A 14,113-nucleotide genomic window follows, 5' to 3' on the forward strand; every position below is an offset into this window, starting at 1 on the left:
CCAATGGTACTGCGTCTCAAGACGTGGGAGAGTAGGTAACTGCCAAACCTAGTAAACGCAATCTGTCTCTATACTATACATGGCCCATACAAAAAGCCGCCCGTGAGGTGGGTTTTGCTTTGCGCCCGACCTTTGCCATCTCGACACAGACGATCACTTCCATATTCTTCCCTTCAGCGACGCCATGGGGAAACAGGCATGATTTGGAAACCGTCAGGAACATACCCTGATCCGCGAGTGGAAAGTCTGGATCCGCGTTTCTCCTCCCTCGTGCTGTTCAATGCTGCTGTCGAGCAACTGTATCACGGCACGCGCTGGGGTGAGGGTCCGGTCTGGTTCGGTGACCGCAATGCGTTGGTGTGGAGCGATATTCCTAACGACCGCATGCTGCAATTCTTCGAGCCAACCGGCGAGGTGTGCGAGTTCCGACGCGGCGGGTTTACCAATGGCAGCACGCGTGATCGCCAAGGGCGGCTGGTATCCTGTCAGCACGGAACCCGGGCTGTGGTCCGGACCGAGTTCGATGGAACCGTGAGAACGATCGCGGACCGCTGGCAGGGTAAGCGCCTGAATTCGCCCAACGATGTCGTGGCGAAGTCCGATGACAGCATCTGGTTCACGGACCCGGCCTTTGGGATATCAGCGCATTACGAAGGCGGTCTGGCCGAACAAGAGCTTCCGACCAATGTCTACCGGATAGACGCCGACGGCCGGCTGGGCGTGGCTGTCGAGGGGATCAACCAGCCGAACGGTATATGCTTTTCACCCGATGAACGCCTGCTCTACATCGTGGAATCCGGGGCTGCACCCAAGCGGATCCTCGTTGCCGAAGTCGATCCCGATGGCCAGGTCGGTCCGCCCGGGACATTTGTCGAAGCCGGGCCGCAGGGCAACCCGGACGGGTTCCGTGTCGATATTCACGGCAATATTTGGGCTGGCTGGGGTACTGGCGACGGGCTTGATGGTGTGCGTGTCTTTGCACCGGATGGAACCGCCATCGGCCATATCCACCTGCCGGAGCGCTGTGCGAACCTTTGTTTTGGCGGGCGTGACCGGACGCGGCTTTTCATGGCCGCGAGCCAGTCACTTTATGCGCTGTACGTAAGGGTGCAGGGTGCACCCTACTTCTGATCGAGGGCGGCCAGACCTTCGACCGGACGCGACAGACCGTCGATCAGGGGATACAGATCCGCCTGAAGCGCATGGTAAACGTCAGGCTTTCCGTTGAACTGCCGCGCGGTAGGATGGCCGTCCTCGTCGATCTCCGGGAACCAGCCACCGCGCTCCGCGTCGACGAAATGGCTCTTGGCAAAGGTCCAGAGTCTGTCATAGGCCGCCGCATCCGCCGCGCGTGCGTCCAGTTTGATCAGGCTTGCGAAGGCGCCGATGCCTTCTGTCACGGGCCACCAGTAGCGATCAGAAATCGCCGGTTTCCCGGCCAGATCAAGGGTATAGACCACGCCGCCATCCGCACGCCAGCCGTCCGCCATCGCCTGTTCGATCAGCGCGCGGGCCCTCTGGGGAGCATCGTTTGCCGGACGTCCGCAAAGGTCCCAGTGCTGTAGGCACAACCGCCCGAGCTCGAAGGAATGGCCGGGCGTGGTGCCGGCCGGGCGGAACATCGGATTGCCGCTGTATTCCGGATCGACCTGCCAACCGGTGCGGTAATGCTCGGGGAGGCGCCAATCGAATGCCCGTGCGGTGTGATCGGTAAAGAAATCCAGCACACGTCCCGCCCGGTCCAGCCAGAGGCGATTGTCCGTGGCCTCGAAGGCCGCAAGCATCGCCTCTACTCCGTGCATGTTCGCATTCATGCCGCGGTAGTCAGAGAACGTTTGCCAGTCGACAGTGAATTCGTCGGCCAACAGCCCGTGCTCTTCCTCCCAGAATCGCGTTTCGAGTACCTCGGACACATCGGCCAGAAGGCGGTCCGCATCAGGATGCCCGACGAGCTTCGCACTCGATGCCGCGAGCAGCACGAAGACGTGACCGTAGGCCAGTTTGGAATCGTCGCCGTTCACGGCCCAGACGTAGCCGCCGTTCACGGTGTCGCGGTGGCGGTTCCAGAGGGTTGCCATTCCCGCGTCGATCATTCGGTCTGCGCCCGGATGCCCGATTGCGCGGCCCAGCACGTAGGAATGCACCATCCGTGTGGTGGTGTGCAGTTCCTGCGGGCCGCGCGGCAAGGGCGTGCCGTCCGGAGCCAGGACATCGAAACCGCCGTCTGCCCGCAGGCTCGCGTCGAAGAAACGCAACGCGGCGCGGGCGTCGTTCAGCAAAAAGGCGCGGTGGGCGGGATCGTCCAGGGGGGTCATGCGCGGCTCTCCGACGCACGGAGACGTGGATGCGACAACGCCGCGATCGCGCCGCGCAGTTCCGCCAGCCCCTTCAGACGCCCGATGGAGGGGTAGCCCGGTTGCGCGCGGCGTCCCAGATCGTCGAGGATGTCCTGCCCGTGATCCGGCCGGAAGGGGATCGACCAGTCGGCACGCCCCTCGGCCCGGCGCCGGGCCTCTTCGTCTAGGACGGCAGCCAGCAGGGCGACCATATCGGTGTCGCCGCCAAGGTGCTCTGCCTCGTAGAACGATCCCCGGATAGCGTCGGTTTCGCGCGTCACATTGCGCAGGTGCAGGAAATGGACCCGGTGTCCAAGCCGCTGCATCATGCCCGCCAGGTCATTGTCCGGCCGCGCGCCGAGTGATCCGGAACAGAGCGTGATGCCATTTGCCGGGCTGTCCACGGCGTTCATCATGCGGGCGTATTGCGCTTCTGTCGACATGATGCGGGGCAGGCCCAGAAGGGGGAAGGGCGGGTCGTCCGGGTGGCAGCAAAGCCGCAGCCCGAGGCTTTCGGCCAGGGGCACGACCTCTTCGAGGAAATCGGCGAAATTGGCGCGCAGGCGCTCTTCGGTGATGTTGCCGTACTCCGCCAAATGCTGGCGCACATCGTCGAGTGTGAAATGCTCCGCCGCTCCGGGCAGGCCAAAGACCACGTTCCCGGCCAACTGGCGGCGGGCGCCGTCGTCCAGGGCTGCGAAACGACGTGACGCCTCGGCACGGGTGGCCTCGTCATAGTCGTCGGCGGCGCCGGGACGGGCGAGGATGTGCAGGTCGAAGGCCGCGAAATCAAAGAGGTCGAAGCGCATGCAGGTGGCGCCATTGGGCCGGCGGTAGGTCAGATCGGTGCGCGTCCAGTCCAGCACCGGCATGAAGTTGTAACAGATGACATCGATGTCCGCCTCGGCCAGATGCACCAGCGACTGTTTCCACGCCTCGATATGGGCGCGCCAGTCGCCGCGTTGCTTCTTGATGTCCTCGGAGACCGGGAGGCTTTCCACAACGTCCCAGTTCAGGCCCGAAGGCTGGCCGTCTGTCATCACGGCGACCTCGGCCTGCCGCTGGGCGATGGCTTCCGGCGTCCAGACCTGCCCGGTGGACACATGATGAAGCGCGGTCACGATGCCCTCGGCCCCGGCCTGCGCCACGGCATCGATGGATACGAGGTCCTTTGGCCCGAACCAACGCCACGTCTGTTTCATTTCGGTTCTCCCGTTCGTTTCTACAGCGTGTAGCATCACGATGGGGGTGGAGGGAAGCGTTTGATATGGTAGTATGGTAGTAATTGGGCAAGGGAGTCAGGGACACATGCAGCCAAAAGAGCACATCGACGTGCTGGATCCCGCCTTGCCGATCACGCCCCAGGTGACGCGGCACCTGCGGGAGCGGATCATCCGCAACGACCTGAAGGCGGGCAACCGGATTTCGGAGACGGAGATCGCGCGCGCCTACGAGGTCAGTCGACAGCCGGTCCGAGAGGCCTTTATCAAGCTGGCCGAGCAGGGCTTGCTGGCGGTGCTGCCCCAGCGGGGCACGGTGGTGACGCGGATCAACTGGACCGACGTGCTGGATGCGCGTTTTCTGAGAGAGGCGATAGAGGCGGATTTCGTCACCATTCTCGCCGCCCGGTCGGAGCCGGCGCTGATCATAGATCTGCGCGAGCAGATCGCAGCGCAGCGGGCCGTCGATCCGCAGGATTACCAGCGGTTCAATGCCTTGGACGAGACCTTCCACCGCACGCTGGCAGAGGCCGCCGGGAAGGCCGGGGCGTGGCGGTTGCTCGAAGGGTTGAAGGCGCAGATGGACCGGGTGCGGTTCCTCGCGCTGGCGCAGTTCCCCATGAACCGCCTGATCGACCAGCATGAGGCGGTGGTCGAAGGCATCGCGGGTGGCGACCACGACACTGCCGTGCGCGCCATTCGCCTGCATTTGCGCGAAATCCTCTCTGACCTCCCGGCCATTCAGGCCGCCAATCCGGACGCCTTTGCGCTGCCCGAAGGCGGCATACCCGATCCCCTCAACGTGCCCCTGCCGGGCACCCCTTCCGAAGGACCCAAGACATGAACACCCGCGTCTGCCGCCTCCACGCTCCGGGCGATATCCGTATCGAGACGGACGCCCTGAACGACCCTGGCCCGGGCGAGGCGCTGGTCGCCATCGGTGCCGCAGGTATCTGCGGCAGCGATCTGCATTACTATCACGACGGCGGCTTTGGCCCGATTCGCGTGCGTCAGCCGATCATCCTCGGGCACGAGGCCGCAGGCACCGTCATCGCGGTGGGCGAGGGCGTGACGCTTTCCCCTGGCACCCGCGTTGCGGTGAACCCGTCAGAGCCCTGCGGCACCTGCAAGTTCTGCGCCGAAGGGCTGCCGGTGCATTGCCTGAACATGAAGTTCCGCGGTTCGGCCATGTACATGCCGCACATTCACGGCCTGTTCCGGGACCGTATCGTAGTGAACGCAGCGCAATGTGTGCCGGTCTCGGACAGGACGGCCATCGCCGCCGCCGCCTGTGCCGAACCGCTGGCCGTCTGCCTGCACGCCCGCGCCCTGGCGGGCGATCTGAAGGGCAAGCGCGTGCTGGTCACGGGCGCGGGCCCGATCGGCGCGCTGTGCACCGCCGCAGCGGCAGAGGCGGGCGCGGCGGAGATCGTCGTCACCGATCTGCAGGATTTCACGCTCGATATCGCGCGCCGCATGGGCGCCACACGTACGATCAACGTGGCCAAGGATGCCGCCGCGCTTGACGCTTACGGGGCGGAGAAGGGCCATTTCGACGTCGCCTTCGAATGTTCCGCCGCTGCCCCCGCGATTCAGTCCGCGATTACCGCGCTGCGTCCGCAGGGCAAGCTGGTCCAGGTCGGCGTCGGGGGCGCGACCCCGGTGCCGCTGAACCTTGTCGTTTCGAAGGAAATCGCCTGGCAGGGCACCCACCGGTTCGCCGGGGAGTTCGAAGAGGCCGTACGTGCCCTTGATGAGGGTCGCATCGACGTTGCTCCGATCATCACCGATACCTTCCCGCTGGAGGACGCCAAGCGTGCCTTTGACACCGCCGGGAACCGCAGCGCGGCCGTGAAGGTTCACCTCAGCTTTGCCGATTAACAGGCTTCCACGATCTCGGTCCCCCAGCCCCGGCAGGTCTCTGACAGGTCGTCGGGCAGGGGGCGGTCCGTGCAAAAGGTATCGACTTCCGCCAGAGAGGCGATCTTCGCCGGCGCGGAGCGGCTGAATTTGGTGTGGTCCGCCACGAGGATCGTATTGCGGGATTGCCGCAGGATGGCCTGGCTGACGCTGATTTCCTGAATGTCGTAGTCCAGCATGTCGCCGTCCCGGTCCAGCGCGGAACAGCCGATCACCGCAACGTCGAACTTGAACTTGCGGATCGTCTCGGCGGCGAGGTTGCCCACCAGCCCGCCGTCGGAGCGTCGCAATTGCCCCCCGGTCACGATGATTTCGCAGGCCGGGTTGGCGACGAGGATATTCGCCACGTTCATGTTGTTCGTCACAACCATGAGGTTCGTGTGTCCAAGCAGCTGTCGGGCCACCGCCTCTGTGCTGGTGCCGATGTTGAGAAACAGGGAAATGTCGTTGGGAATGCGCGCGGCGCAGGCGCGCGCGATGGCTTCCTTGCCGGTGGGGTTGATGGTGCGCCGTTCCTCGTAGCCGATGTTCGTCGTGCCCGAGGGGAGCACCGCGCCGCCGTGCACCCGTTCCAGCCGCCCGGTTTCCGAAAGGTCCGACAGGTCGCGACGAATCGTCTGGAGCGTCACGCCGAAATGCTCGGCCAGCCCTTCCACTGTCACGCGTCCGTCGCGGCGGGCGATTTCGAGGATCTCGGGGTGGCGGAAGGTCTGTGACATGCAAGGTCCGGTCTGAAGTTGGCGATCAGCATAGGCCGAGGCCGCGCAGGCGATCAACGCGGAAAGGAGTCACGGCACAAAAACGCAAGCGGACCCGCGCCACTGGGTGAGCAATGTTCGGATTTATCCAAAAAGCGAACATAAACGAAAATCAAATGTTGCGAAACTGCGCGACATTTGTCACAAATCCGCATCGAAGGGCGCGCGCATCTGGGGAGGGGAGACGTTGGCGGAACGCAACAGCGAAACGGTCGACCTGTTCGTGATTGGCGGCGGCATCAATGGCTGCGGCATCGCGCGCGATGCGGCCGGTCGTGGGTTGTCGGTAATGCTGGCCGAAATGAACGACCTCGCCTCCGCCACATCCTCCTCCTCGACAAAGCTGTTCCATGGCGGGCTGCGCTACCTGGAATATTTCGAATTCCGCCTTGTCCGCGAAGCGCTGATCGAACGCGAGACCCTGCTGCGCGCAATGCCGCACATCAGTTGGCCTATGCGCTTTGTTCTGCCCTACCACCGGGACATGCGCTTTGAATCGAACACGCCGACGTCGAACCTGCTGTCGCTGTTCATGCCTTGGATGAAGGGCCGCCGTCCCGCCTGGCTGATCCGGCTGGGGCTTTTCATGTACGACCACCTTGGCGGGCGAAAGATCCTGCCTGGCACCTCGTCGGTCGATCTGAAGGAGTCTCCCGAAGGCGCCCCGTTGCAGGACCGTTTCGAGAAGGCCTACGAGTATTCCGACTGTTGGGTCGAGGATTCGCGGCTCGTGGTCCTGAACGCCCGTGACGCGGAGGCGCGCGGGGCGACGATCCTCACCCGGACAAAGGTTATGTCCGCCGCCCGTGAGGGCGCTGTCTGGCGGATCGAGACCGAGGATACGGAGACTGGCGCCACCACGGTACACCACGCCCGGATGCTGGTGAACGCGGGCGGACCCTGGGTCGGGGACATCATCCAGACGAAGGTGCGGATCAATTCGCGTGAGGGCGTACGGCTGGTGCGCGGCTCTCATATCGTGACGCGCAAGCTGTATGACCACGACAAGTGCTACTTCTTTCAGGGCACCGATGGCCGCATCATCTTTTCTATCCCCTACGAGGGCGAGTTCACCCTGATCGGGACCACCGACAAGGAACACGCCGACCCCGAGCAGAAGCCCGAATGCACACCCGAGGAACGCGACTACCTGCTGAATTTCGCCAACCAGTATTTCCGTCAGCAGCTGACGGCGGAGGACGTGGTCTGGACCTATTCCGGGGTGCGGCCGCTTTATGACGACGGCGCATCCAGCGCGACGGCGGCAACGCGGGACTACACGCTGAAGGTGGATGCGCAGGGCGCGCCGCTGCTCAACATCTTTGGCGGCAAGATCACCACCTACCGGCGGCTTGCCGAAAGCGCGCTGGAAAAGATCGCGGAGCATCTCCCGGTGAGCAAGGGTGCATGGACGGCAGGCGTGCCGCTGCCCGGTGGCGATTTCCCGGTGGACGGTTTCGACGCGCTGGTCGCTGGGGTGGCGCGTGACTTCCCCTTCCTCGAAGCGGCCCACGCGCGACGGCTGGTCCGCGCCTACGGCATGGAGGCGCGCAACGTATTGGGGAGCGCGGCGGCATTCGCCGACCTCGGGCGGGATTTCGGTGCTACGCTGACCGAGTCGGAAGTGGTCTGGCTGATGGACCGGGAATATGCACGCAGCGCGCAGGACGTGGTCTGGCGGCGCAACAAGCTGGGGCTGCGTCTGACCGAAGGTCAGATCGCGGTCCTTGACGACTGGATGGCAGAGCGGCGCCGTAACGTCGCCGCTGCGGAATGAAGGGGGACAGCCGGTGACGCTGGAACTGAAGGGCGTGTCCAAGGTCGTGGAGGGGCAGGTACACATCCACGCCACCGACCTCACGCTGGTAAACGGCACGATGAACGTGCTGCTGGGACCGACGGCGTCGGGCAAGACTTCCTTGATGCGGCTGATGGCGGGGCTTGATGCGCCGGCCACCGGCTCGATCCACTGGAACGGTGAGGACGTGACCGGGCAGCGCGTGCAGGACCGCAAGGTGGCCATGGTCTACCAGCAGTTCATCAACTACCCGTCGATGAGCGTCTACGACAACATCGCCTCCCCGATGAAACTGATGGGGATCGACCGGGCCGAGGTCGACCGTCGCGTGCGCGAGACGGCCGATTTGATGCAGCTGACCCCGATGTTGGACCGCAAGCCGCTGGAACTGTCTGGCGGCCAGCAGCAACGCTGCGCGCTAGCGCGGGCATTGGTAAAGAACGCGGGCCTCGTGCTGCTGGACGAACCGCTGGCCAACCTTGACTACAAGCTGCGGGAGGAGTTGCGCGTCGAGATCCCGAAGATCTTCGAAGCTTCGGGGTCGATCTTCGTTTACGCGACCACCGAACCCGAAGAGGCGCTGCTGCTGGGCGGCAACGTCGCAACCCTCTGGGAAGGCCGCGTTACACAGTTCGGTCCGACGCCCATGGTCTACCGTCAGCCGGTGGACGCGACCACGGCGCGGGTGTTCTCGGACCCGCCGATGAACTTCCTGCAGATATCCAAGACCGGTGGAAAGATCATGTTCGGCAACGGCCAGTCCGCGCCAGCCACCGGCAAGCTGGCCGAACTCAAGGACGGCCGCTACGTGGCGGGCTTCCGGCCGAACCACCTGGAAATCGGGCGCCACGCCGCCGACGCGGTAGAGTTCATTACGACACTGACCGTGACTGAATTGACCGGGTCGGAGACCTTCGTCCACCTCGACCACCACGGCGAACGTTGGGTCGGACTGGTGCACGGCGTTCACGACCTGAAGATCGGCGCGCCGCTGCGGGTCTACCTCGATCCGCGCCACGTCTACGTCTTTGCGGAGGACGGCGCACTGGTCGCCCCCGCCGCCTACGCGCTTGCTGCCTGAGGGGGAGGGGACATGGCCAAGATCACGCTCGACAACCTCGCGCATTCCTACCTGAAGAATCCGTCGTCCGAAGACGATTACGCCCTGAAGGAGCTGAATCACGACTGGGTGGATGGCGAGGCCTACGCGCTGCTGGGGTCCTCGGGGTGCGGAAAATCCACGCTGCTGAACATCATCTCCGGGCTGCTGGAGCCATCGCAGGGCCGTATCCTGTTCGACGGCAAGGACGTGACCCACGCCCCCACGGCGGAGCGCAACATCGCGCAGGTGTTCCAGTTCCCGGTGGTCTACGACACGATGACCGTGCGGGATAACCTCGCCTTTCCGCTGCGCAACCGGGGCCGGGATGAAACCTACGTCGCCGAGCGGGTACAGGAAATCGCAAGCATGATCGGCATGGAAGACATGCTGAACCGCAAGGCGCGTGGCCTTGGTGCGGACCAGAAGCAGAAAATCTCCCTCGGGCGCGGCATGGTCCGCAAGGACGTGAACGCGCTGCTGTTCGACGAACCCCTGACCGTGATCGACCCGCACATGAAGTGGGAACTCCGGACCCAGCTGAAGAAGCTGCACCACGACTTCGGCCACACGATGATCTACGTCACCCACGACCAGACGGAGGCGTTGACCTTCGCGGACAAGGTTGTCGTGATGTACGATGGCCGCGTGGTGCAGATCGGCACGCCCGAAGAGCTTTTCGAGCGGCCCGAGCACACCTTCGTCGGCTACTTCATCGGCTCGCCGGGGATGAACGTCATCCCGGCGCGCGTCGAGGGCAACCGCGCCTACATCGACGGCACCGAACTCGCGCTGGGCCAAGGGTACGGCGCGCTGGACGGCAAGGTGGAGATCGGCGTGCGACCTGAATTCGCGCGCCTGAGCCAGACCGAGGGTCTGCCGGTCAAGGTCCGCCGGGTCGAAGACGTGGGCCGTCACAAGATCATCCGGGCCGAGTTCTTCGGTCATGACATCAACATCATCGCGGGCGAGGACGAACGCGTGAGCGCCGACATGAACCGTGTCACTTTCGACGCGGGTCACGTCAATGTCTACGCGAACGACTGGCTCGTGAAGGGAGCCGCCTGATGGAAAAGACAGTCAATCAGAAAGCCTGGTTCCTCGTGCTGCCGGTGCTGATCCTCGTGGCCTTCTCGGCGGTGATCCCGCTGATGACCGTGGTGAACTACTCGGTGCAGGACACCTTTGGGAACAACCAGTTCTTCTGGGCCGGGCTCGAGTGGTTTCAGGACATGCTCAGCTCTGATCGCATGTGGGAAGCGCTGTGGCGGCAATTGATGTTCTCCGGCATCATCCTCGCCATCGAGATCCCGCTGGGCATCTTTGTCGCGCTCAACATGCCGAAGGGCGGCTTCTGGTCCTCCTTCTGCCTCGTGCTCATGTCGCTTCCGCTGCTGATCCCGTGGAACGTGGTAGGGACCATCTGGCAGATCTTCGGCCGGGTCGACATCGGCCTCCTGGGCCACACGCTCGACAGGCTGGGCATCAGCTACAACTACACGCAGGACACGCTGGCGGCCTGGTTTACCATCATCGTAATGGACGTCTGGCACTGGACGTCGCTGGTGGCGCTGCTGGCCTTCGCCGGGCTGAAATCCATCCCCGACGCCTACTACCAGGCGGCCAAGATCGATCAGGCCAGCCGCTGGAAGGTGTTCCGCTACATCGAACTGCCCAAGATGATGGGTGTTCTGATGATCGCCATCCTGCTGCGGTTCATGGACAGCTTCATGATCTACACCGAACCCTTCGTCGTCACCGGCGGCGGTCCGGGCAATGCCACGACGCTGCTGTCCATCGACCTTGTGAAGATGGCGCTGGGGCAGTTCGACCTTGGTCCTGCGGCGGCCTTCAGCCTGATGTATTTCCTCGTGATCCTGTTGATTTCGTGGGTGTTCTACACCGTGATGGTCAACCTCGACAAAAAGGGCATGTGATGACGGACGCCACCATCCCCGAAAACCTGACCGCCGGCGGCGCCAATGCGCGCCCGCGTTTCCGGGTGAACAGCCGCGCAGTCGTCATGACGCTCTACCTGCTGTTCCTGCTGCTGCCACTCTATTGGCTGCTGAACATGAGCCTGAAGACCAACACCGAGATCCTGAACGATTTTACGCTGTTCCCGAAGGACCTGACCTTTGCCAACTACGCCACGATCCTCACCGATCCGGCGTGGTACATGGGCTACGTCAATTCGCTGATCTACGTGGTGATGAACACGGTGATCTCGCTGACGGTGGCGCTGCCCGCGGCCTATGCGTTCTCGCGCTACAGCTTCATGGGGGACAAGCATCTGTTCTTCTGGCTGCTGACCAACCGCATGGCGCCGCCCGCGGTCTTTGCCCTGCCGTTCTTCCAGCTCTATTCCTCGGTCGGGCTCTTCGACACCCATATCGCGGTGGCGCTGGCGCACTGCCTGTTCAACGTGCCGCTGGCGGTCTGGATCCTCGAAGGCTTCATGCGTGGCGTGCCGAAGGAGATCGACGAGACCGCCTATATCGACGGCTACGGCTTCGGGCGCTTTTTCGTAAAGATCTTCATGCCGCTCATTGCCTCCGGCATCGGCGTCGCGGCCTTCTTCTGCTTCATGTTCTCCTGGGTGGAACTGCTGCTGTCTCGCACTCTGACCACGGTGGACGCAAAGCCCATCGCCGCGATCATGACCCGGACGCAAGGCGCGTCGGGCGTCGACTGGGGCGTGCTGGCGGCGGCGGGCGTGCTGACCATCGTGCCGGGCGCGCTCGTGATCTACTTCGTACGCAACTACATCGCCAAGGGCTTTGCCCTGGGCCGGGTTTGAGGAGGATCTGACATGGACTGGATGGCATGGACCTGGCCGACCGCGATCTTCTTCATGGTGATCGCCGCTCTGCTCATCACCTTCACGATCCTCGCGATCCGTTTTCCGGAAACCCCGCGCGTGGGCGTTCTGGGGATCGAGACGACGCGGGGTGACCGGCTTTTCATCACGCTCTTGGGCAGCGCCTTCATCAACCTCGCTTGGCTGGGCCTCATCGGCCCCGACACGCAGCCTTGGGCGCTTGCTGTCTGCCTTGTCTATGCCGCAGCGGTGTTCCGCTGGGTGTGACCGACCACCCCGGCCAGGGGGATACCCAGGGCCGGTCCTTTTAACCAAGTTCACCAATTTCAGGGAGGAACCAATGAACTTGAGACTGAAATCCACCACGGCGCTTGCCATGGCACTGGGCCTTTCGGCCGGTGTCGCGCAGGCCGACATGGAGGCTGCGAAGCAGTTTCTCGACAGCGAGATCGGCGATCTGTCCGCTCTCACCCGCGAGGAGCAGGAGCAGGAAATGCAGTGGTTCATCGACGCCGCGGCGCCGATGGAAGGCATGGAGATCAAGGTCGTCTCCGAGACCATCACCACCCACGAATATGAATCCCAGGTGCTTGCCCCGGCTTTCACCGCCATCACCGGCATCAAGGTCACCCACGACCTGATCGGCGAGGGCGACGTTGTCGAAAAGCTCCAGACCCAGATGCAGTCCGGCGAAAACATCTACGACGGCTATATCAACGACTCTGACCTGATCGGCACGCACTGGCGCTACCAGCAGGCGCGCAACCTGACCGACTGGATGGCGGGCGAGGGCGCGGATGTCACGAACCCGAACCTCGATCTTGACGACTTCATCGGCACGCAGTTTACCACCGCGCCCGATGGCAACCTCTACCAACTGCCCGACCAGCAGTTCGCGAACCTCTACTGGTTCCGTTACGACTGGTTCAACGACGAAAAGAACCAGGCCGATTTCAAGGAGAAATACGGCTACGATCTCGGCGTTCCGGTCAACTGGTCGGCCTATGAGGACATCGCCGAGTTCTTTACCGGCCGCGACCTGTCGCACATGGGCGTTGACGGCGAAGTCTTTGGCAACATGGACTACGGCAAGAAGGATCCGTCGCTTGGCTGGCGCTACACCGATGCGTGGCTGTCCATGGCCGGTGCGGGCGACAAGGGCGAGCCGAACGGCCTGCCGGTCGATGAATGGGGCATCCGCGTCAACGAGAATTCGCAGCCCGTGGGGTCCTGCGTGGCCCGCGGCGGCGCGACCAACGGACCGGCGGCAGTCTATGCCGTGACCAAGGCCATCGAATGGCTGCAGAAGTACTCCCCGCCTGCGGCCGCAGGCATGACCTTTGGCGAGGCAGGCCCGATCCCGGCGCAGGGCAACGTGGCCCAGCAGATGTTCTGGTACACCGCCTTTACCGCCGACACGGTAAAGCCCGGCCTGCCCGTTATGAACGAGGACGGCACGCCGAAGTGGCGCATGGCACCTTCGCCGCATGGCGCGTACTGGGAAGAAGGCACGAAGATCGGCTATCAGGACGTGGGTTCCTGGACGCTGATGAAGTCGACACCGGTGGATCGTGCAAAGGCCGCATGGCTTTATGCGCAGTTCGTCACCTCGAAGACGGTGGACGTGAAAAAGGCCCACACCGGCCTGACCTTTGTCCGCGAATCGACGATCCAGCACGACAGCTTCACCGAGCGTGCCGACAAACTCGGCGGTCTGGTGGAATTCTACCGGTCTCCGGCGCGCGTCGCGTGGTCGCCGACCGGCACCAACGTGCCTGACTACCCCAAGCTTGCGCAGCTGTGGTGGCAGAACATCGGTGACGCCATGTCCGGCGCCAAGACCCCGCAAGAGGCGCTGGATGCGCTGTGCGCGGATCAGGAAAAGGTCATGGAACGTCTCGAGCGCGCAGGCGTGCAGGGTGACATCGGCCCGAAGATGAACGAGCCGAAGGACCCGCAGGAGTGGCTGGACGCTCCCGGCTCGCCGAAGGCGAAGCTGGAGAACGAGGACGAAGAGCCCCAGACCGTCAGCTACGACGAGCTGATCAAGTCCTGGCAGTAAGCCTCCTCCCGGTCGGGGTACCTTCGGGTGTCCCGGCCGAACGGGTGGCCGCGCCCGGTCGTGGCCACCCCCTTGTTCTCCCGCCCTTGAATTTCCCTG

General features: G+C 63.6%; 13 protein-coding genes. 10 read left to right on the plus strand and 3 right to left on the minus strand.

The features are described 5' to 3' along the window. Positions 1–237 precede the first annotated feature (237 nt). Positions 238–1,131: an SMP-30/gluconolactonase/LRE family protein gene (locus J5474_RS20415; protein ID WP_342454074.1), complete on the plus strand. Its 894-nt coding sequence runs from the start codon at positions 238–240 to the stop codon at positions 1,129–1,131. Here J5474_RS20415 and J5474_RS20420 read toward each other — a convergent pair. Together J5474_RS20420 and uxuA are read right to left on the minus strand one after the other, a co-directional pair. After that, on the minus strand, positions 1,122–2,315 hold the full coding sequence (locus J5474_RS20420; protein WP_209363564.1) for an AGE family epimerase/isomerase: 1,194 nt from the start codon (positions 2,313–2,315) through the stop codon (positions 1,122–1,124). The genes J5474_RS20415 and J5474_RS20420 overlap by 10 nt on opposite strands. Continuing rightward, positions 2,312–3,538: a mannonate dehydratase gene (gene uxuA / locus J5474_RS20425; protein WP_209363566.1), complete on the minus strand. Its 1,227-nt coding sequence runs from the start codon at positions 3,536–3,538 to the stop codon at positions 2,312–2,314. Before uxuA ends, J5474_RS20420 begins: the two co-directional genes overlap by 4 nt. A 106-nt stretch (positions 3,539–3,644) precedes the next feature. On the opposite strand from uxuA, the gene J5474_RS20430 reads away from it, so the two are divergent. Continuing rightward, entirely contained in the window at positions 3,645–4,400 is a 756-nt protein-coding gene (locus J5474_RS20430; RefSeq protein ID WP_209363568.1) for a GntR family transcriptional regulator, read from the plus strand. Continuing rightward, positions 4,397–5,437 (plus strand): L-idonate 5-dehydrogenase, encoded by a 1,041-nt coding sequence (locus J5474_RS20435; RefSeq protein WP_209363571.1) that lies wholly within the window; start codon positions 4,397–4,399, stop codon positions 5,435–5,437. Before J5474_RS20430 ends, J5474_RS20435 begins: the two co-directional genes overlap by 4 nt. Here the strand turns inward: J5474_RS20435 and J5474_RS20440 are convergent. Then, positions 5,434–6,195, minus strand: coding sequence for a DeoR/GlpR family DNA-binding transcription regulator (locus tag J5474_RS20440; protein ID WP_209363573.1), 762 nt, complete (start codon positions 6,193–6,195; stop codon positions 5,434–5,436). The genes J5474_RS20435 and J5474_RS20440 overlap by 4 nt on opposite strands. A gap of 226 nt (positions 6,196–6,421) precedes the next feature. On the opposite strand from J5474_RS20440, the gene glpD reads away from it, so the two are divergent. The 7 genes from glpD (at position 6,422) to J5474_RS20475 (ending at position 14,014) form a co-directional block, all read left to right on the plus strand. Next, positions 6,422–8,011 carry a glycerol-3-phosphate dehydrogenase gene (gene glpD, locus J5474_RS20445; RefSeq protein ID WP_209363575.1) on the plus strand — a complete coding sequence of 530 codons (1,590 nt, stop codon included), beginning with the start codon at positions 6,422–6,424 and terminating at the stop codon, positions 8,009–8,011. Between the two features lie 13 nt (positions 8,012–8,024). Further along, a complete protein-coding gene (locus J5474_RS20450) occupies positions 8,025–9,113 on the plus strand; it encodes an ABC transporter ATP-binding protein (protein ID WP_209363577.1) in 1,089 nt (362 codons plus the stop codon). A 12-nt stretch (positions 9,114–9,125) separates the two neighbouring features. Further along, positions 9,126–10,199: an ABC transporter ATP-binding protein gene (locus tag J5474_RS20455; protein ID WP_209363579.1), complete on the plus strand. Its 1,074-nt coding sequence runs from the start codon at positions 9,126–9,128 to the stop codon at positions 10,197–10,199. Next, a complete protein-coding gene (locus J5474_RS20460) occupies positions 10,199–11,068 on the plus strand; it encodes a carbohydrate ABC transporter permease (protein WP_209363581.1) in 870 nt (289 codons plus the stop codon). The genes J5474_RS20455 and J5474_RS20460 overlap by 1 nt, the downstream gene beginning before the upstream one ends. After that, the gene (locus tag J5474_RS20465; protein WP_209363583.1) at positions 11,068–11,931 is read left to right on the plus strand and encodes a carbohydrate ABC transporter permease; all 864 of its coding nucleotides are present in this window, start codon (positions 11,068–11,070) and stop codon (positions 11,929–11,931) included. The genes J5474_RS20460 and J5474_RS20465 overlap by 1 nt, the downstream gene beginning before the upstream one ends. A gap of 12 nt (positions 11,932–11,943) precedes the next feature. Further along, positions 11,944–12,219 carry a DUF2160 domain-containing protein gene (locus tag J5474_RS20470; protein WP_209363585.1) on the plus strand — a complete coding sequence of 92 codons (276 nt, stop codon included), beginning with the start codon at positions 11,944–11,946 and terminating at the stop codon, positions 12,217–12,219. 73 nt (positions 12,220–12,292) lie between these two features. Next, positions 12,293–14,014: an ABC transporter substrate-binding protein gene (locus J5474_RS20475; protein WP_209363587.1), complete on the plus strand. Its 1,722-nt coding sequence runs from the start codon at positions 12,293–12,295 to the stop codon at positions 14,012–14,014. Positions 14,015–14,113 lie beyond the last annotated feature (99 nt).

This window comes from Sagittula salina, from assembly GCF_017813235.1.
In the GTDB taxonomy this organism is placed as follows: Bacteria; Pseudomonadota; Alphaproteobacteria; order Rhodobacterales; family Rhodobacteraceae; genus Sagittula; species Sagittula salina.